At 60.0% G+C, this 19,470-nt stretch carries 18 protein-coding genes and 1 pseudogene; 9 read left to right on the top strand and 10 right to left on the bottom strand.

What is annotated here, in order from left to right; all coding sequences use genetic code 11:
* Nucleotides 1-106 precede the first annotated feature (106 nt).
* The gene (locus tag AC1DOX_RS19590; protein WP_441622675.1) at nt 107-265 is read right to left on the bottom strand and encodes a DUF3309 family protein; all 159 of its coding nucleotides are present in this window, start codon (nt 263-265) and stop codon (nt 107-109) included.
* A 267-nt stretch (nt 266-532) separates the two neighbouring features.
* A complete protein-coding gene (locus tag AC1DOX_RS19585; protein ID WP_441622673.1) occupies nt 533-883 on the bottom strand; it encodes a hypothetical protein in 351 nt (116 codons plus the stop codon).
* A gap of 582 nt (nt 884-1,465) precedes the next feature.
* Here AC1DOX_RS19585 and AC1DOX_RS19580 point away from each other — a divergent pair.
* The gene (locus AC1DOX_RS19580) at nt 1,466-2,182 is read left to right on the top strand and encodes a Crp/Fnr family transcriptional regulator (protein ID WP_441622671.1); all 717 of its coding nucleotides are present in this window, start codon (nt 1,466-1,468) and stop codon (nt 2,180-2,182) included.
* 52 nt (nt 2,183-2,234) lie between these two features.
* Here the strand turns inward: AC1DOX_RS19580 and AC1DOX_RS19575 are convergent, their stop codons facing one another.
* Together AC1DOX_RS19575 and AC1DOX_RS19570 are read right to left on the bottom strand one after the other, a co-directional pair.
* Complete coding sequence (locus AC1DOX_RS19575; RefSeq protein WP_441622669.1) at nt 2,235-2,486, bottom strand: DUF1488 family protein; 252 nt, start codon at nt 2,484-2,486, stop codon at nt 2,235-2,237.
* 16 nt (nt 2,487-2,502) lie between these two features.
* Nucleotides 2,503-2,907 (bottom strand): hypothetical protein, encoded by a 405-nt coding sequence (locus AC1DOX_RS19570; RefSeq protein WP_441622667.1) that lies wholly within the window; start codon nt 2,905-2,907, stop codon nt 2,503-2,505.
* A 360-nt stretch (nt 2,908-3,267) separates the two neighbouring features.
* Between AC1DOX_RS19570 and AC1DOX_RS19565 the strand changes: the two genes are divergently transcribed.
* Both AC1DOX_RS19565 and cls read left to right on the top strand, forming a co-directional pair.
* Nucleotides 3,268-3,456 (top strand): hypothetical protein, encoded by a 189-nt coding sequence (locus AC1DOX_RS19565; protein WP_441622665.1) that lies wholly within the window; start codon nt 3,268-3,270, stop codon nt 3,454-3,456.
* A gap of 144 nt (nt 3,457-3,600) precedes the next feature.
* On the top strand, nt 3,601-4,896 hold the full coding sequence (cls, locus tag AC1DOX_RS19560; protein WP_441622707.1) for a cardiolipin synthase: 1,296 nt from the start codon (nt 3,601-3,603) through the stop codon (nt 4,894-4,896).
* 101 nt (nt 4,897-4,997) lie between these two features.
* Here cls and AC1DOX_RS19555 read toward each other — a convergent pair.
* From AC1DOX_RS19555 to AC1DOX_RS19535, 5 genes and pseudogenes are all read right to left on the bottom strand, one after another.
* Nucleotides 4,998-5,457, bottom strand: a pseudogene (locus tag AC1DOX_RS19555) (PRC-barrel domain-containing protein).
* 66 nt (nt 5,458-5,523) lie between these two features.
* On the bottom strand, nt 5,524-5,751 hold the full coding sequence (locus AC1DOX_RS19550) for a hypothetical protein (protein ID WP_441622663.1): 228 nt from the start codon (nt 5,749-5,751) through the stop codon (nt 5,524-5,526).
* Between the two features lie 174 nt (nt 5,752-5,925).
* The gene (locus AC1DOX_RS19545) at nt 5,926-6,294 is read right to left on the bottom strand and encodes a BON domain-containing protein (protein ID WP_441622661.1); all 369 of its coding nucleotides are present in this window, start codon (nt 6,292-6,294) and stop codon (nt 5,926-5,928) included.
* Between the two features lie 851 nt (nt 6,295-7,145).
* Nucleotides 7,146-7,643, bottom strand: a complete 498-nt coding sequence (locus AC1DOX_RS19540; RefSeq protein ID WP_441622659.1) for an HAD family hydrolase — start codon at nt 7,641-7,643, stop codon at nt 7,146-7,148.
* Nucleotides 7,644-9,433: 1,790 nt separating this feature from the next.
* The gene (locus AC1DOX_RS19535; protein WP_441622657.1) at nt 9,434-10,294 is read right to left on the bottom strand and encodes a DUF2092 domain-containing protein; all 861 of its coding nucleotides are present in this window, start codon (nt 10,292-10,294) and stop codon (nt 9,434-9,436) included.
* A 1,133-nt stretch (nt 10,295-11,427) separates the two neighbouring features.
* Between AC1DOX_RS19535 and AC1DOX_RS19530 the strand changes: the two genes are divergently transcribed.
* Nucleotides 11,428-11,811 (top strand): EF-hand domain-containing protein, encoded by a 384-nt coding sequence (locus AC1DOX_RS19530; RefSeq protein ID WP_441622655.1) that lies wholly within the window; start codon nt 11,428-11,430, stop codon nt 11,809-11,811.
* Nucleotides 11,812-12,042: 231 nt separating this feature from the next.
* Here AC1DOX_RS19530 and AC1DOX_RS19525 read toward each other — a convergent pair whose 3' ends face one another.
* A complete protein-coding gene (locus tag AC1DOX_RS19525; RefSeq protein WP_441622653.1) occupies nt 12,043-13,218 on the bottom strand; it encodes a hypothetical protein in 1,176 nt (391 codons plus the stop codon).
* 581 nt (nt 13,219-13,799) lie between these two features.
* Between AC1DOX_RS19525 and AC1DOX_RS19520 the strand changes: the two genes are divergently transcribed.
* The 5 genes from AC1DOX_RS19520 to AC1DOX_RS19500 all read left to right on the top strand — a co-directional run bounded on the left by AC1DOX_RS19520 (nt 13,800) and on the right by AC1DOX_RS19500 (nt 19,427).
* Nucleotides 13,800-14,780, top strand: a complete 981-nt coding sequence (locus AC1DOX_RS19520) for a quinone oxidoreductase family protein (RefSeq protein WP_441622651.1) — start codon at nt 13,800-13,802, stop codon at nt 14,778-14,780.
* A 77-nt stretch (nt 14,781-14,857) separates the two neighbouring features.
* On the top strand, nt 14,858-15,925 hold the full coding sequence (locus AC1DOX_RS19515; RefSeq protein WP_441622649.1) for a beta-keto acid cleavage family enzyme: 1,068 nt from the start codon (nt 14,858-14,860) through the stop codon (nt 15,923-15,925).
* A 238-nt stretch (nt 15,926-16,163) separates the two neighbouring features.
* Nucleotides 16,164-17,156: a Bug family tripartite tricarboxylate transporter substrate binding protein gene (locus AC1DOX_RS19510; RefSeq protein WP_441622647.1), complete on the top strand. Its 993-nt coding sequence runs from the start codon at nt 16,164-16,166 to the stop codon at nt 17,154-17,156.
* A 470-nt stretch (nt 17,157-17,626) separates the two neighbouring features.
* Nucleotides 17,627-18,787 carry a porin gene (locus AC1DOX_RS19505; protein WP_441622645.1) on the top strand — a complete coding sequence of 387 codons (1,161 nt, stop codon included), beginning with the start codon at nt 17,627-17,629 and terminating at the stop codon, nt 18,785-18,787.
* A gap of 70 nt (nt 18,788-18,857) precedes the next feature.
* On the top strand, nt 18,858-19,427 hold the full coding sequence (locus AC1DOX_RS19500; protein ID WP_441622643.1) for an RBBP9/YdeN family alpha/beta hydrolase: 570 nt from the start codon (nt 18,858-18,860) through the stop codon (nt 19,425-19,427).
* The last annotated feature ends 43 nt before the right edge of the window (nt 19,428-19,470 follow it).

Here is a 19,470-nt window from a genome sequence, read left to right as displayed (position 1 = left end):
GGTTGCGCGAGCGCTCCTCAGATTGAATTTCGCCGATTCAGCAAGCCGGCCATGCGCCTGCCGTGCATGGCCGGCTCACGGTGCGGCACGCTCCAGAAGGGCCGCCTTAGAGTCGGCCTAGTAGCAACAGGACAAGGAGCACAACAAGAAGCGCTCCGAGTGTGCCTGAAGGCGCGTAGCCCCAACCGCTGCTGTACGACCAATTGGGGATTGCCCCCACGAGCAAGACAGCCAAAACAATCAACAGCATGATTCCGAGTGACATGATGCGCTCCTGGTTCTGCAAAAACATGCCGTCCGCTGATTCAACCAGGCGGATGGCAGCCGTTCTAGCGGATCGCGATGTCGATGGCCTTGCCATGGAATCCTGAACACCGATTCGAGGGATTCGCTGAAGTACTCGTTGCTGCTACGTTGTATCGATAGAGACGTCCTCATCCATCCCAAAGGATAGTCGTGACGGAATATCAAGTCAGTCCGGTGCCGTACGCATGAGGGGAGGCACCTTCTGGCATTCCGTCACTCCTCCTGCTCAACGAAACTGCAGGGGGAAAAGGAGAGTGATTCCCGGCGTCGGCTCGGGTACATAGGTCACTGGCGGCGGGGCATAGACATAAGGGTCGCGGTATAAGCCGTGGTAGTAACTGCTGCCGCCGCGGTAGTACGTATTGTGCTGATTGCGGTGGCTGTTCTGATAGTAGGTGCCATGTGGACCTTCATGGTTTCGGGCGTTCTGCTCGGGCGAGGCGCGCCCATAGTGGTTGTCCGCGCCAAATGCCGGCAAGGCCGACATGGCAGCGAGTGCCAAGGTCAGGCCAAAGGCGGCCACGATCTTGCCGCCAGCAGAACCGGTGCGCATGATGCGCGCTCTAGATGGGGTCATGATGTTCTCCTGTCGCTTGACGGAAGTCGGGCGCTGGCCGTAGTGGGCGGACGGTGCGGGGCGCCGCGCCAGGCGCTAGATGTGGTGTGGGTTGGTTCGGAAGACTGAATCGGCGTTTCGCTTCTGAACGTCGGACATGCTGTCGTAAAGCGCTTTGAACGGGGGATTGAGCTTCCTGACCCCCTCTGCATGAGCGTCGGCCATTGCCTTGTAGGAGAGCATGTCTTCGACAGCCGTCATATTCTTGGAATGATACGAGACATACCGCTGTGTAATAAGACTCAGCGAGAGGACGAGTGCCGTCCGGGGGCGTACGGAAGCGCGGTATTTATTCCATTGCAGGAAGTCGCCCGAACGGGCAGGGCGTCGCCGGAAAGGGCGAACCCCATGCAGTGCACATGACATCCGGCGCATGTTTCCTGGCATTTGCCTGTTCGATCCGCCGACCTATATTTAGAAGGCAAGTGATCCACCACCGTCTCATGGTCTGGCTGTTAACGGACCTTGGGTCAACCTCTAGTGAACCCCGACGTCGGCGTCCACGTTGTTTATTTCAACCTGGTCGGTCTGGGAGCTGCAGTCATGAGCGCACATGATCCGAAGTCCAACCACCTTCTCGCGGCGCTGCCGGTAGCCGACCGGGAGCGCCTTGCACCGCACCTGGCGTTGGTGGAGCTGCCATTGGGCCATGTCGTGTACGAGTCGGGTGACCACCTAGGTTACGTCTACTTTCCGACCAATTCGATCATTTCACTGCTGTACGTGATGGAAGACGGCGCGTCCGCCGAAATCGCAATCGTGGGGAATGAGGGGATGGTCGGGATTGCGATCTTCATGGGGGGAGAAACGACCCCGAGCCGAGCCATCGTGCAAAGCGCCGGGCACGGATACCGCCTGAGCGCTGCGATCCTGAAGCAGGAATTCGCGCGAGGCGGGCCGATACAGCATCTGTTGCTGCGCTATACGCAGGCGCTCATTACCCAGATGGCGCAGACCGCCGTCTGCAACCGCCATCACTCCATCGACCAGCAACTGTGCCGATGGCTGCTGCTGAGCATTGACCGGCTGGCCTCCAACGACCTGACGATGACGCAGGAACTTATCGCCAACATGCTCGGCGTGCGGCGCTCCGGCGTGACCGAGGCCGCCTTGAAGCTTCAGGCCGCGGGCCTGATTCACTACAGCCATGGGCATATTGCGGTGCTTGACCGGGTGGGCCTGGAAAAGCGCGTATGCGAATGCTACGCGGTCGTGAAGCGGGAGTTCGACCGGCTGCTGCCGGACATATCGTCGATTTGAGGTGCAAGGCGGGGTGCCCCGGGCGACTCCGCCGCTCAGCCTGGAGCCGGCACTACGAAATGGTGTACGTGTTGCGCATCCCTGGCGTGTAGAGTTCCCTTGCCAGCAGAAGTATCTGTTCGCGATGGCGGTCAAACGTGGCCAGGAAGGTGGCCTCTTCGGAGGTGGGCTCCTGACTCAAGTGCGCAAGAATATCGTCAGAGATCTGGAATGTGACCTCGCGTGCGTTGTCGTAGCCCCAGAAACAAACGCAGTGCCGCGACGCATCGTAGCTGCGGCTGGGATTCGGGAAATTCAGTGCCATGGTGGACTCCTGTGAATCACAGTGTCAGCGTCCCCCTGCCTGATGGGTTCTTGCTGTTCGATCCTAGTACGCGAAGCGGGGCAAGCGCAGGAGCGTGGCGGCTGAAGAAAAGCTTCCACCACGAGGTTGATGTCCCTGATCCTCCCTGTACGGTCGGGCAAGGGCTGCCTGGTGGGGCAGCGCCGGCCCGCGTTGCCGTGCGCAAGATCGTGGCATCGTCGTAGTCGGCCGGCGCTTCAATGGTTAGCCGGTGCGGATCGTCAGGGTAGATCACAGAAAGAATTTCATGGATCGCCTTCTCGCTGTCAAACGGGCCAAAACGGTAGATACACGCCGCCGGATCAACCTCCGCAAAACACCATTCTCCATGACTGCATTGATAAACGATGATGGTGCTGGCACTGGGATAATCTGTTGTCATTTTCCTCTCATTTTCAAGGGGACCGGATCGATATGCGGAAGGAGGGGAAGATTAGCTATTTGCCGGGAAATCTTTAATCACTGAGGTTGATTAGCCTGGCGAATCTGCCGGGCCACTTGATCGGGAGAGACGATGACGGGCTTTCACCGACGAGAACGGCTCTCAGAGTTACCGTGCGTCCAGTCGAAACTGATCGCTGCTTCCTGTTTATATATAGTTCACACCCGGCCCGGGTGCCGTCCGCCAGCGCACAGTTCGTGGCATATATTTAATTGCAACCGAATACGGCCGGATTCAACCAGAGACTCCCTTGGCTAGCCTGGCGGCGCGTAACCGCGCGCTGTCCGCCAGCGTACCGAAATGCCCAGAAAATCGGCGTATCTGTCTCTTACGCATTTTGATCTTGCCAAGGCGCCGCCGATACACTCGGCCAGCGTGGTCTCCCCCTGGTGGTACGCGCTTGTGACGCTGGGCCTGACCCATGTCACCACCGCCTCGGTGACGATCTTCGTGCGCTGTCACCAGCCCGATGGACACAAGCACCCCTGACGACTGGATCCGGCAAGCATCTTCCGGGAAGCTCCGATGCTACGCGTGTCTGCCGTGAGACTTCCAATGACATTGAGAGCGATACTGTTGATCTTGCTCGCCCTCGCTGGTGGATGCGGCGTGCTACCGACCATTGTCCCGGATATGCGGAACCGTTCCGCCCAGCCTGTGCAACTCGGGGGGGCGCACGGTCCCCTTTCGGACCAGCAAAGCAAGGAGATCCTAAGCCGGCTCAAGAGCCACAGCGATGAAACGAATATCTTCGATCGGCATCTGGCGTTCGAAGCGGCGATCGTCGGAAGCCCGCTGGTGGTGGGAAACAAGGTAATTCTGCTGCAGGACGGTCCGGCCACGTTTCAGGCCATGTTTGCCGCCATCCGCAATGCGAAAGACCATATCAACATGGAAACCTACATTATCGAGGACGATGCTGTCGGAAATCGCTTTGCAGATGCGCTCATCGAGAAACAGTCCCAGGGCGTCCAGGTGAACTTCATCTACGATAGCGTGGGGGCGATCAATTCGCCCAAGGAGTACTTCAAACGCCTTTCCGACAGCGGTATCAACGTGCTGGAGTTCAATCCAGTCAACCCACTTTCCGCAAAGAAAGGGTGGGAGGTTAATCAGCGCGATCACCGCAAACTATTGATTGTCGATGGTCAGATCGCCTTCGTCGGCGGCATCAATATCAGCAGCGTCTATTCAAGTGGATCGTTCAGGCCGAGAGCCAGGCATCGGTCTGATGGAAGCCCGGCTTGGCGCGACACCCACGTGAGAGTGGAAGGCCCGGTGGTCCGCGAATTCCAAAAGCTATTTCTTGAAACGTGGGCAAAGCAAAAGGGTGAAGCGCTCGCACCGAGGAACTACTACCCTCAACTCGGCAACACCGGAAAGGAGGTCGTTCGCGCTATCGGCAGTTCGCCTGATGAGCCCTACAGCCTCATCTACGCGACACTGCTCTCGGCAATCGGCAGTGCGGTAACCAGCGTAGGTCTGACCAACGCCTATTTCGTTCCCGATCCACAGCTGCTGGCCGCGCTGAAGGATGCCGCAAGCCGTGGTGTCGATGTCAAACTCATTCTGCCAAGCAAGACCGATTCCTGGCTGGTCTTCTTCGCCGGGCGCTCCTTCTACGACGAGCTGTTGCGCGCCGGCGTAAAGATCTACGAGCGGCGTGATGTGCTGCTGCATTCAAAGACGGCGGTTATCGACGGTGTCTGGTCCACCATTGGCTCAACCAACCTCGATTGGCGCAGTTTCCTATACAACGACGAAGTCAACGCCGTCATCCTGGGACAGGAGTTCGGCGCACAGATGCAGGCCATGTTCGACGTGGACCTAGCCGCGTCCAATCCCATTACGCTTGAGCAGTGGGGCGACCGTTCGGTCGGTATGCGCATGAAGGAAATGACCGCGCGCGTGTGGGCTTACTGGTTGTAGAGTCCTGAATGCAACGCTAGTCTCGGCCAGGCATGCGTCAAACCTGCTGCGCCCTGATATTGCTTCACATGGCCGGATGCCTTACGCAAGGCACGATCAGATCAAATGTCCAGTTTCTGCTCGCGCCGGTCCGTCTTCCAGTACGGGGGCGTGCCATAGTACTCGTGGATACTGGTGGCCCATTGCGGATCCGCCATGCTAGGCCAATGGTCCTGATCGAAGCCTGGTGCGGCTTCCAGCCGCGCCTTTTCGATGCCCAGCACAAAGCTCTTGCGCAAGGTGTCGAGCGTCAGTGCCGACCAGTGCACGGCGAACAGTTTTGTTCCCACTCCCAGAAAGCCCCGAATGACAGCACCGCATAGGCGATCCGCCCGCCAGGAACATCCAGCATGATGTGATTAACCTTGCCGAGCTTGTCGCCACTGGACCGAGAACTAGATTGCCTTCGAGCGTGTAGGCGGCCATGATGACGGGTCCGGGCCCGGAGTGGTCAGGCTCATTGTTGCCGACGATCGTTGCTCGCGGTCCGCTGCTGTTGTGATCCAGTTCATTGACGTTCACGGGGTGACTCCAGGTAGGGTGGGTAGGCCCATTGGACGGGCGCCGAGCGCTGGCCTGGGCAATCTTTCAATACGTACGCCTTCCACCTTTGCGTTGCGCGACTGGCTTGGCGCCGTAAGGCTGGCTTTCACTGCCGGCAGCCAACTGCCAGTCTGTCTCGTCGCGCGGGGTAATGACCTGCCATTCCGCAAACACGGCGGCGCCCGGCGAGATGGGGGCGCTCGCCGGGAATGTCATTTCCAGCGATGCGTCCACGGCGGCCTGATAGGTATGGCGTTCCTCAGCGACAGGCAATGACGCGCGGCCACCGGGCTCGGACTTGCGGTGCAGTGCGGAGGTAATGAGGACTATGCATGATTGCTCCTGTGTTGATGTGAATCGGCCGGTCACAGACGTCGGCGGACATCGGCAAGGCATTGCGCAGCCTTTGCCGGCCGACAAAGGCTCCTCAGGAACCCTGACGACCTATCAGGACTTGTGGATGCCCAGATGGTTCTCTACCTTCTTCACCCCGCTGACGCCTTTGGCCACTTCGGTTGCCATCTGCCGTTCCGTCGTGGAAGGAACGCTGCCAGTCAGGCGTACCACACCTTCGCGTGTGCGTACATGTATGTGCATCGAACTCAGATTTTTCTGATCAAGCAGACCGGCCTTGACCTTGGTTGTGACCGCCGTATCAGACATGCCCTCGCTGACCGTCTCATGCGTGGGGTTGGGGTTCGTGGGCGAGGCCGCAGGCGCATTGCCTTGCCCTTGGCCAAGGGGAGTATAGAAACTGCCCGCGAGCGCAAGTAACGCTGCGCCGGCGGCAAAGGTGATGGCGTGGATGGATTTCATTTGAACTACCTCGATTCGATTCGGAAGAAACCAGGGATTCAGGCGTAGAGTGTCCTCGGGGCACGCGAACCACCCTGAACAGGATCCGCACGCCGTGGCATCAGGAAGGAAGCATTCCTTCATCACGCAGCCCCGACGGACAAAGGCTGACATCAATCCAAGCTGAAGTCGGTGCGGTGGCGGACGGCTAGGCGCTTCAAAATCGCACTGGCAGATCGCGTGGGTCGCGAACTGCATCCCGGCTGATGGCATGGGGCCACCGCTTTGCGGTACGGCTCCGTACCGACGGGGGCGGGCTCATGCCTAACCTCGCTGCAGATGTAGTCTTCCAGTCCGAAGCATTGGTTGCGCGATCGCACTCGGGGATCGAAGGGCTCGCACAGGAAATTCTCAGGGATTTCCGTTCTCGTTGCTGACATTACTGCTCGCGAGTTGTGCGCCCGCATTGCCAGCCTGGTCGCCGCCAGTCGCACCCCCAGTGATTCCGCCGCAGACAGCGGTGGCGCGCCGCAGAGCTGAACCAACGCGTTGGAGGGCTGGCTGAGTACACCACCCTGCGCGCTTAGCTACGATGCCTTCGAGCTTGAATGCCGACCTACTGGTGGATCGCGGCAAGGACATCCGCAACCTACCCACTCACCGTCGTCGGTTGAGGACACGTACATTACGCCGCGCTTGATTGGGGGTGATGGCATAGGCGCTCTGCATCGCCAGCGTTCTGCTGGAGGGCTCTCAGGTTGGCTTGGCTCTTCTCGATGGAAAATACCTGCTGCCACAACCCACCGCCAGCCGGAACCGGCCATCTGCTGCCGAGCGCGTGACTGCGATCCCATGATCGATCTGCCTTCTATTCAGTTATGGCTAGGGGGAGATCCAGAATTTGGCAAAGACTGAATCATGATCCCGCCGGACGGCGGTTTAGGCGGACGAACCAAGTGCCTGGCCGGGAGGCCAGCTTGAAGCGCGCCGACGTAGTCGGCTTTATAAGTGTCTCCAAGCATCAGCGTGGCAGCTGCAGGCACACCAAGTCTCGATGTGACCCACTCGAAAATCTCCGCACTCGGCTTGAGGTGGCCGACTTCGAACGACCAAGCGTAGGCATCGAATTTGAAGGGAAGCAAATCAAGTAGAGGAGGCGCGTACGGGGCAGCCAAGTTGGAAGCAATGGCCAACTTTATGCCGCGCGCCTTCAATTCAAGCAGCGTTGGAATGGTGTCATCAAACAGACGAATGCTTCCTCGCTCCGTCAGCAGTTTCTGCTCGAGCGCTGAGATATCGAGACCCGTGGAACCGAGGCGCTCAGCCGCCCGGCGAATGTGAAGGTTCTGGACTGGCGAAAAATGTCTCATACGGCGAATACACCACTCGCCAACCACTTCAGAATGCGGGTGAACGTATTATCAATCCGTTGCGTTGACCGGTTGAATCCTCAGATCAGATAGGGCCATTCCAGCGATCCGAACAAATGACCGCAACTGGCCGAGAAGGGTCCGATCGACCGCGAGATCGGCTACGCCTGGGCCAGCCGGCTGGAGCCGACCCCCTGAGACGTTCAGCGTTGCGAAACAGTACGTCCGTTGGCGGGCCGACATCGGTCATTGTGCGGGAGGCTCTGTCTTAGCAGAGATGGACCGAATGGCCGTAGGGAGCCCGGATAGTGCCGGAATGGACCGGTCGGGAGCGCGCGCGAAGTGAGGACCCGTGGATTGCCTACGGCCAATCAAAGACCGCGAATGCGCTCTCCTACGGGCACCGGCGCGCGGGAATCGACTTCCAGGATCCCAATTTCGAGGCAAGGAGATGCACGGCGTACGTCCGCGAGCGACCGACCGGCGCTCCGGTCTCTGCCGTAGGCCTATCCACGCACGGGTTTCATTGTACCGGGGGCAACTACCGGCCCTTCTGAGACTCTCAGCGTTGCCGGGCAGTACGTCGGCTAGCGGGCCGACTTCAGTCATTGATGGGTAGGCATCAAAAAGTCGCGAACCTCGGTAGCGACTGGCCAAGGCATAGACGCAGATCAGTGAAATCAGGCGCCACACTCACCAATGCTCGGTCATTACTTGAGCATAGCGGATCCCATTTGTCATTGGTGGCTTCGCTGACGCTCACTCCCTTTTCGCAAAGCGTCGATCACAACGCCTTCTCGGCGGGCGTCCCGAAGATCTGCATGTGTATGTCACTCGGTCATGCTCGCGACCGCACACATCTATTCCCCGATCCTGGCATCGCCCGATTTTCAGCGGCTGCTGGAGGACGTCGGCGCCAGGATCGTGACCGAGCCGCGACAAGCGGGAGAGGCAAACGCAAGATAGCTGCGGGTGCCTGCAAGCTCTTCGCAGGAAGTCCTACATCTGGCCGGGAGGGGGCTGAGTTGGGACGTAGACAACGCCGCCACTCCCGTATCCCGCCGTGTACCACGTTGAACCGCACTTGTAGTAGGAGGCGCCGCTCACCGTGATCGGTGCGACGTTGCAGGGTGGTGGCGCTGGCGGAGGTGGCGGCGCAGGCATCGGCGCCGCTGTGCTGACAGGGGGTGGTGCAGCAGCGGCATTCGCCACAACCGCAGCCGTGCCGACCACCATAGCGCCGGCGACAAATCCTGCCGCTGCGTCGTTGTCCCAATCGGAACCGCCGCAACCGGAGCAGTTCACCGAGACTTGGCTGTTGCTTTGATAGTTACTGGCCGCACTCTGCCGGGTCGCCTGGTTCTGACTGGAACTAGCCTGGCGGTTAGCCTGATTCTGACTGGAAGTGGCTTGTCGCTGAGTCTGGCTCTCAGTCTTACTCTGCTGACGTTGCGCCTGATTGGCGCCAGATGTCTGTTGCGCTTGCGTCGCAGCAGACTGCCGTTGTGCCTGATTCTCGCCGGCCGCTTGCTTGCGCTGGCCGGACGCAGCCTGCCCACTGCCGGTACTCTGCGCTGCAGCGCCGCCGCCGCGCCCAGAGGAGAACGATCCACTAGCGGCCGCTCCGTCGCGCGAGAAGCCCCCGTCGCCACCGCCACCACTGCGTTGAGCGCGATCACCACCGCCGCCCCCACGGCCTGCCCGACCCTGCGCGCTTGCCTCAAGCACGCTTCCCCCAATGAGCAGGCATGCCAGCATTACCGCGGTAATGCCACGCCATGAAATTGTTTTCATTTCCCGGCTCCTTTGGCGGACGCCGCCTTGCGCGCTTCGGCGGACGCAGTGGGAATCTGCGCGGCGAACGCGATCTTTTGCGCACCGTCTGGCAGCCGCGCCACGAATGTGTCATCGGCAAGCTTCGGGGTGAAGTTCCAGTCAGACAATTGCGCCCTGAACTGAGGCTGGCCTGGCTCATTCTTATAAGTCAGGACAACGCGCACTGGATAGGGCTGGTTCCCGTCCGCGACCCAGATCTGGATGTCTACCCCATCGCTGCGCGCGGCAAGATGGTAGGTGGGAACGCCTTGAATATTGGTCTTCTCCACATAATCAACCTGCCGCACCCGCTCATCGAATTCCGCGGGCAGCCGGCTCACCAGCAGCATGGCCAGAGGGAAGCGCAGATGGAGATCCCGAACAAAATGGACGATGGTGTCGTCCAGGTTGCCTGGTTGTGGTTCTATCGCATAGACCTTATTGGCGAAATCGACCACCGTGATCTCCTTGCCCGTAAAGACGGCCAAGGTCTTGGTGCCGTCGCTGCGCTCGCTCTCAACCCGCAATCGCTCGGGCCGGCTTACCGTGATATTTCTCAGTTCACCGTATTCAATCTTCTGTCCGGACGGTTGCACGACGTCGTAGCCACCGCGCAGCTTGACGCTGAACGCATGGGCGTTCCCGAGAAACTCAGCCATCCGCATCAGGATCGCCCGAGCTTGCGCCTGAGATGCGGTCTCCTGCACGGCAGCGGTTTGCCCCGGCTTTGGCGTCGGAGGCTGTTGGGAATATGCCGGTTGGCCGATTGTCAAAAAGAGCGCTGAGACGAGGACGGCGCGCTTGAAACGCCGTAGCGTGTGATCGTTTGTTCTCACGATTATCTCTCCTGCGCGTACGCCTTACCGCCACCGCACGCCCATGGGACTGTGCGCCTTGAGAATCGAATGAAGTATAGGTCTGCATCAGCGCACCTTGCTTGAGCTTTATGCTTAACCCAGCCGCACAGGCAAGCGTGCTGATCCGACACATGGCGCAAGCGCGGTAGCGCGAATCCTACTTGTGCTGGTCAAGGCAGGTTCACGTGCTAGTGCCTCGATCCGGGCTTCGATTTTGTGACGCGTTCGGAAATCCTAATCTCCCGCTGGCATGCGGTTAGCGGGCGCCCGTACGGTCCTCCCCGGGGGCTCGTGGGCGATTTTCGGAGGGCGGCGATCGTTCGTTTGCGCCACGTCATCCGTTGGACATGTCTCGCCGCCACACAGCCGCTCGGCACATCTCGGTCGTTGAGTGCAACAAGAATGACTGGCGCAAATTGGGCCGGATCCGGTCAGTTGCTGGCTGTCGGCTGACTGACCGAAAATGGCCGAACTCGGCCGCCTTCCTGACCGATGGTGCTCGCCGCGACGCGGTCTCATCTATGTGTGTACCCATGAACTGTGAGACAGATCGCGCTTTTAACCCAATTACTTTGAGAATCCAGCCCAGTTAATTTGAGACATGGAGGCCTAAGTCATTGATTCTTCGGGCGAGCCGTGCTTATCTCGAGACGTGACAACTACCGACCCTTCTGCGACGGTCAGTCTGGGCTGCCAAAATGGCGAAAGGCAGCGCGGTAGCGGTCGCTCGGTTCCTATTTCGGAAATTGCAGCGAGATGACCGCCGGCCTCCCCAGCCATGCGGCCCAGTCGGATCGGCGGCTGCTGTACGGTCCGGACTGCACGGGATGGAGACTGAAAACCTGGCGCCAAAGCTCTCGTTTGGGGTGGCCAACAGGCGGCCGCCGTGGGACTTCGTGCGCGGCTTCCACCAGGTCCCCCGAGATGTCCCGCTGCATCAAACGATGGTCCCAAAATGTCAAATGGCCAGCCGCATTTTCACCAATACTAGTGCAGGTACCCAGGAGAATTCCGTTGTTACCGGAACTGCACTCTGGAACGATGCGATTGCGAACTACAAAGCGATCTCACACTGCCGATACGCCGTCACAAATCAATAGTCGAGGGGAAAAATGGTCCAACTGAAATTCGTTGTCACTGCCTTGGGCTTGTCGATTAGCCTCGCCAACAGTGCTGCTATCGCGCAGCCCTCACAGCAAATGACACCATCGACTTCGTCGGCTACCACGGATGTCAACGAAGTACCGCAGCCGCCAAAGGGAATGACGCCGGCCGAAAGAAAGAAGTGGTTCACCGAACGCTTCAAGGAGGCCGATGCCGATCATGACGGCAAACTGACCCGTGAAGAAGCACGCGCTGGCATGCCTGAAGTCTACAAGCGGTTCGATCAGCTTGATACCAGGAAACGCGGTTACGTGACCGAGCGGCAAGTGGGCGCAGCCTGGTCAAAAATGATCCAGGACGATATGCAGAAGAAGAATCCGATCATTAATTAGGACTGGTGTGGGGTGCGACTGATCCGCGCTATCCCATCAGTCGCATGGCAGCGTTGCCGGGGCACAAAGCATGGATAGATGGAACGCGAACTGAAGCTCGAATTTGTGCAAGACCAATTCGGTTGTCGCGGATACATACGCAAACGCCCCGCGAGAGGATCCCCCGGCGCCTTATGCGATGCTGCATCGATTGGCTGAGTCCGCAGCCATGAGTGGCCGGTCGCGGCATCATCATTCGATTAGCCCGCGGGCGGCGTGCCTGACGTCGGGCGAGGAAAATCGGAAGACAGCGCGATCCAGCAAGTAGTGGATGAAGCCAGTCGCGAAGCCCAGTGCCAGCAGCGTCGGCACGTAGGGCGAGGAGCGCAGCCAGCGCGCCGCATCGCCGAAGATGCGATCGGCGTAAGCGTATTCGTCGGTCACGGCCTCCACCTCCAGCACCGGTAGCAGCAAGGTGGAGACGACGGCGAGGACGAGCAGCACTGCCCAGCCGCGTCGATTGATGGGCGCCAGCAGTTGCTGCCAGTGTGTGCCAGGCGCCTGATCCCCACCGGAAGCCGCGAGCGAGGCGAGTCCCATTGCCGCGCTCCAATGCTGCACGCTCCACAGCACGATGAACAGGAAGGGGTCGCGCGCGAGGAAGGCCAAGAGCACCATGGACGAGACGCTAAGGACGTAGGCCACGCGCGGCAGCGATGCACGCTGCGAGCGCAGTTCGACGTATAGCATCAGGCCAGTCAGGATCACGACGAAGGCAATGCCGCCATCGTGCAGCGTGCGCGCGAACACATCCGACCAGCCCACCCCCAGCAGCGGGTCGATCCAGCGATCCTGGAAGGCAATCGATCCAGCCAGGGCGTCTGCCAGTACGACGAAGCCGCCGCCCACGACGAGCGCGAACCACCGGTCGAGCCGTCGCGTGACCGCGTCGGATGCTCGTCCCGCGCGCGAGCGGTAGAGGCTAAGTAGCCCAAAATGCTGCGCCGCGAAATGGTGACTCACCAGCAGGTAGTCCAGAACGGCCAACCAGACCACGCGCTCAGCCACCGGCATCGGCAGCACGCTCTCGGGCGCCAGAAACAGGGCGAAGCAGGCCACGGCGATGGTCAGCGGAGCCACTACGAAGCGTAGCCGCTGCGTCGCGAGCAGGGGACGGTAGGCCGGGGTTGCGTAGGCCAACCAGGCCGACGAGACGCGGTGGCCGAACCATAGAGGTACCGCAAAGGCAAAGAACAGCCCGTCCACCGGGCTGGCGCGCACGTCGTCATGACCCCAGGCCAGCAGAAGGACCAGAGGGGCTAGCCACAGGGCATTCAGCACCCAAACGAGGTCCCAAGCCGGGTTCTTGATCCAGCACATGGTGGGTTTGCTGGCTTCGCGGCTGCCGCGCAACTGACCCTTGGCCATGGTGGAACTCCTGGAAGTTGCTTGCCGGGTGGTGCTTTCAGCATACGCGCATAAGCATCGCGAGGAGAAATACTATCCTGTCTTCGGGCGACGCTCGCGGGCCGACTCTGAAATGGCGGTTCTGCAAAGTTCTCGTGCAGTAGCGCCAGCTCGGAGGCCTGTTCAGGGTTCGGAACGGCGCCTTTTCCTCGAAGATCGCACGGCAGTTCATCGGCCAACTCGGTCATCGAGTATCGGAAATCCAACGGCTCAAACTGGCCGAACTCGGCCGCTTTCCTGACCGATGGTGCTCGCCGCGACGCGGTCTCATCGACGTGTACCCATGGGGCTCTTAAGTACGCGTTCCAGGCTACTTACGCAGGTTCTACTGAAAACTCGATCGCGCCTGCAGCGTGCGCGCTGCCGACGCCAACGTGAGAGTGACTGGCGGATCCCTGTCAGAAAAGGGAAAGCGCAAGACGCCAACGGGAAAGCGGAAAGCCGAGCCAGGCCTGATGATCGCCACACAGGTTGTCCCTCCGGCGAACTCAACTGGCAGGCCGCAGGTGCACTTTCATATTCGATAGAAAACAGGAGACGACATGGCGAAAATCGTTAGGATCTACGAAACGGGCGGGCCCGAGGTCCTTCGTTTTGAGAACGCCGCTGTCGGCGAGCCGGGGCCGGGAGAGGTCCGCGTCCGTCACGTGGCCGCGGGACTGAATTTTGCGGACACCTACTTCCGCAGCGGTACTTATCAGATTCCGCTACCCAGCGGCATCGGCAATGAAGCCGCCGGCGTGATCGAGGCCGTCGGGGCCGGCGTCACCCATCTGGCGGTCGGTGACCGAGTGACCTATACGGGCTTCACCAACACGCTGGGCGCGTACAGCACGAAGCGGTTGATCTCTGCCGCACCGCTGATCAAGCTGCCGGAGGCGATCAGTTGCGAAGTCGCCGCGGCGATGACCATGCGGGGCTTGTCAGCCTCCTACCTGATGCGCCGGATTTACCCGTTCAAGGCGGGCGACACCATTCTGCTGCATGCCGCGGCGGGTGGTGTCGGTCTGATCATTTCGCAATGGGCCAAGCTGCTGGGGCTGACCGTGATCGGAACGGTTTCCACCGATGCCAAGGCCGAAGTGGCGCGCGCCCATGGCTGTGATCACACGATCAACTACAGCCATGAGGACGTGGCCAAACGCGTGCGGGAACTGACGGATGGCGTAGGCGTGTCGGTGGTTTTCGACAGCGTGGGCAAGGACACCTTCATGGCCTCGCTGGACTCCCTCAAGCGTCGCGGCCTGCTGGTATGCGTGGGGTTCGCCTCCGGCCCAGTCACCGGGTTCGATCCGGCAATTCTGGCCCGCAAAGGTTCAGCTTACCTGACGCGCCCGGGCCTTGCCGACTATATCGCCGATCCAGCCGAAAAAGCGGAACTGGTCGATGAGCTGTTCGGCCATGTCGCGGCAGGCCGCATCCGTATCGAGATCAATCAGCGCTATGGCCTGGAAGATGCCGTCCAGGCACACCGGGACCTCGAGGCTCGAAAGACCACGGGCTCGTCAATCTTTGTGATCTGACAGTGCCCCGCCCGGGAAACTCTCTCATCTGATCCGACCTTCTCAATATTCACAATTCATCCTGGACATCCATCACCATGAACTTCCTTGACGGCCACCTGTATCCCGAGAACCAGCAACCGCTGATCATTACAGCCGCTCCGTATGCGCCGGGCTGGATTCCCGCGGACTTCCCCGAAGATATCCCTGTCACCATGGAAGAACAGATCCAGAAGGCGGTGGATTGCTACGAAGCCGGTGCCAGGGTGCTGCATCTGCATGTCCGCGAAGCCGATGGCAAGGGCAGCAAGCGTTTGTCCATGTTCAACGAGCTGATCGCCGGGGTGCGCGCCGCCGTGCCCGAAATGGTGATCCAGGTTGGGGGCTCCATCAGCTTCGCGCCCGAAGAGGGCCAGGCCGCCAAATGGCTGAGCGACGACACGCGGCATATGCTGGCCGACCTCGATCCGAAGCCCGATCAGGTGACGGTGACAGTCAACACGACGCAGATGAACGTGACGGAGCATGCCGGACTGGATGACTTCAAGGGCGTGTCACGCGGATTTTCACATCTCTACGACACGTACAAGGACATGATCGTGCCCTCGAATCCCAGCTGGGCCGAGGAACACATCCGACGCCTGTCGGCCGCCGGCATCCAGAGCGAGTTTCAGGTCTACAACATCAACAGCTTTGAAACGATCGAGCGGATGATCCGCCGCGGCGTCTACAAGGGCCCACTGGTGATGAACTGGGTGGCTATCAGCGGCGGCATGGATCAGGCGAATATCTTCAACCTGGCAAACATGCTGCGTGCCGTGCCGGACGGCGCCGTGGTAACGGTGGAGAGCTCGGTGCTGAACGTGCTGCCCATCAACATGATCGGCCTTGCCTTGGGCCTGCACGTCCGGTGCGGCATCGAGGATGTACTCTGGAACCAGACCCGAACGGGCAAGATGAGCTCTGTCGAGCAGATCAAGCAACTGGTGCGCATCTCCGGCGAGTTCGGTCGCCCCATCGCGACTGCGCAGCAGACGCGAGAGATCCTGAAGCTTGGCGTGTTCTACGACACCGTGGAAGAGACGCTTCAGGCCAATGGCTTCTCGCCCAATCGAAACGGTGGCCACCAGGGATTCCTGCGCAAGCAGGAAAATCTGCCGGCCTGAGGTCAGGCGACGAATCCCGGCGCTTGCGGCAGCCATAGGCCGGGTCTCGTCATCGAGTCACGCAGTGTTAGCCAACGGTTCACGCGACCTTCGCGCGCTGTGCTTCGCGTCAGCGTTGCTCGTGCCGCATCGGGCTGCATGGCCTTTGCAGTTGGCGTTGCCTTGCTGCCAGGACGAGGCACCTGGAAAGAGCGCAGGCAGAGCGATCGCTGACAGGGCAGTTATATGGAGGGTGACAATGGCATCTCAAATGCAAAAGCTGTTTGCGGTCACGCTGGGCACGGCAGCGCTTGTGGCGTTGAGCGCTTCGGCGCCGGTGTGGGCGGAGGATACCTGGCCCACACGCCCGATTCAGATGATCGTAGCGTCATCGGCAGGATCAGGAACCGATTCCCTGGCACGCCTGATGGCGCAACGCCTGTCGGTAGCCTTGAAGCAACCGGTCATCATTGACAACCGGCCAGGCGGCAGTGGAATCGTTGGGACAAGCGCAGTTGTCAAGGCACCGTCCGACGGGTACACGCTGCTTTACACCACGGCATCGAACATGGTCATTTCCCCAGCCGTACTGAAGACCATCCCCTACGATCCGAAGAAGAGCCTCGTGCCGATCGCCGAGACAGCCGAGGGTGGGGTGGTGCTGCTGGTGAGCAACGATCTGCCGGTTCACAACCTGCCGGAGCTTATCCAGTTCGTGAAGGCGAATCCGGACAAGTACGGCTACGCCACCTGGTCCACGGGATCTTCCGCGCAGTTGATGATGGAGTGGCTCAAGAAGCAAACCGGCATGAAGACCGATCACGTGCCATATCGGACTTCGAATCAGTTGTTGACGGACCTCGCTTCAGGGGTCGTGAAAATCGGCTGGACCGATCCGGGCGCGCCAGTTCCCTTCCTGCGCTCGGGGAAGGTCCGCGCCATTGCCATTGCAGGCAATGCGCGCGCACCGCAACTGCCCGATGTCAAGACCATGGGTGAACAGGGCTACAAGTTCGATGCAGTGGGGTGGTTCGGCGTCTTCGCACCGGCGGGAACCAACCCGGCGATTTTGAAGAGGCTGGCCGATGAAATCAACAAGGTCCAGAAATCTCCAGATGTCGCAGCCACAATGAAAACCATGAACTTTGGGCCGCCACCTGCAAAGACTCCGGAGCAGTTCCGCGAGATGGTCAGCCACGATCTGCAGCTCTGGTCGAAGATCGCTGCCGATGCAGGGATCCAGATCGACTAGTGAACTGTGCTGTTTAACGGGGTGCTGACAGAGTGCTCTCAACTAGCGGGTAGCGAGGCGTAAGAGACCAGACGTGATCTGACAGAGTTGAGCTCCGTACCTGGAGCAATCGCCCCTGTCAGGGAATCTCTGCAATCAGACTGCGATTCGGATGCTCTTGATGCGCGCTGTGTGATGTGAACGCGAAAGCGAGCCGAGACTGGCGGCGTAGTTGAATCCGCGACTCGAAGCGGTGCAAACATTGGCCCTGCTACCCCCGTAGGCCTTCAGGAAATTCAAGCTTTAGAACAGGACGAAGCGCAATCGCTCGCCCGAAGGGCGAGGGGCCGCGCTCGCCCATGAATACGCGCGGCTGTTTTGCGCAAAGGGCAGGAATCGAATCTCAATTCGTCTCGTGGCAACGCTTTGACCTCGTGGTAACCGCGCGTCACAAGGTTGGAGACTACAACAATTAACGTGGAGGAGCTCTGGTGAAAAGAAAGATTCTTGCACTGGCCGCTGTCAGTGCATGTGGGGCAGCGAGTGCGCAATCCGGCGTGACCCTGTACGGTGTCACAGACGTCAACGTGGAATATGTCAACCGCGTCGGCACCGCCGTGCCATCGGCCACCAACGGCTTCAAGTCCGGTGCCGGCCATAGCGTTGTCCGCGAGAACTCCGGTGGGTATTCCGGATCGCGCTGGGGTCTTCGCGGCACGGAAGATCTGGGCGGCGGGATGAAATCCATCTTCGTTCTGGAAAGCGGCTTCAATCTCGATACTGGCACGTCGCAACAAGGCGGCCGCCTGTTTGGTCGCCAGGCCTTTGTTGGTCTTGGCTCGGAATATGGGCAGATCACCTTCGGTCGGCAATATCAGTCGCTGTTCTCTACGCTGGCCAACTTCATCCCGGCCCGGTATGCCACCCAGTATGAACCGATCGGTGTGGTCGCCGGAGCCAACTTCCGCGAGGACAATGCGGTGAAGTATGTCGGGGTGTTCGGTGGCCTCACCGCACAGGCCAACATGTCGTTCGGCGTAGGGACGACGCTTCCGCAGGTTGCCGCCAACGTTCCGGTTGCCGGTGGCAATGGTGAAGTTCCCGGGCAGTTCCGCCGCGACTCCGCCTATGGCGCAGGATTGAGCTATATCTCTGGGCCTTTCGGAGTAGGCGTTGGCTATGATCAGTGGAATCCGACGATCGGTACTGGCAGCGGTACCTTCAGGAAGGCCGCAGTCATGGGCAGCTACGCTTTCAATGACACGGCGAAGGTAATGGGCGGCTATCGCTGGGGCAAGAACAAGGACCAGAACGGTGCCGTGACCATGCGTGACGATTTCTATTGGATAGGCGGTCAGTACCGCCTGTCTTCAGCACTCGACTTCACGCTCGAGTATGACTATCAGAACGTGAAAAGCCTTGGCGGTAACACGCAAGTTGCCAATCCCTGGCAGATTGCCCTGATTGCCGACTACTCGTTCTCGAAGCGTACGGATATCTATCTGACCATGGCCTACGCGAAGAACGCCGGGCTGGCCATGGAATCGGCAGCGAGCCATTTCGCTACCAGTCTTACGGTCAATAACTACACGCTGTCCAATGGACAGAGCTCGATGTTTGGCGCCGCCGTGGGTATCCGCCACGTGTTCTGATGGGCGGCTCTGGAGGAGCAAGCAGGACTGTACTGACGAGTCTTCAAATCAAACGAGGAATTCAAGTTTCATGACATCCGAAGATCAGCCAACGGTTGTGATTGTTCCCGGCTTTCGCGATCACATGTCGGAGCACTGGCAGTCGCTGCTTGCAGAGCGTTTGCAGCAGCGGGGACGAGCGGTGCGCGTCGTGCCCCAGATTGATCAGGACAAGAGGCTGCGCCGTGCCAGGGTGGCGAACCTTGAGTGTGTCGTCAGCAGCATCTCAGGGCCGTTCATCCTCGTTGCTCATAGTGTGGGCTGCCTGATTACCGTTCACTGGGCAGAGGAGACGGAGCGCACTGTGCAGGGCGTATTGCTTGCCGCGCCGACTGACTACGAAAGCCCGTTGCCGCCCGGTTACAAGGATCCGCAGGCGCTGGCAGATGAGGGCTGGATCCCAATTCCGAGGCGGCATCTGAAATTCCCGAGTATCGTAGTCGCGAGTCGCAACGATCCGCTCGGGAAGTTTGAGCGAATCCGCGAGTTGGCGCAGGCCTGGGGCAGCCGGTTCGTCGACGCCGGTGAAGTCGGGCATCTTGGACCGGCGGATGGCTATGGAACGTGGCCACTGGCAGAGGAACTCGTTCAGGAGCTCTGAGTGCGAGCGCGGCCCGTCGCCCGATGCCTTTACTGCGCCCCAG

The sequence above is a fragment of the Cupriavidus sp. 01L415 genome (genome assembly GCF_056400065.1).
The sequence above is the reverse complement of the archived record's forward strand: the minus strand, read 5'-3'. Positions and strand labels throughout refer to the sequence as shown.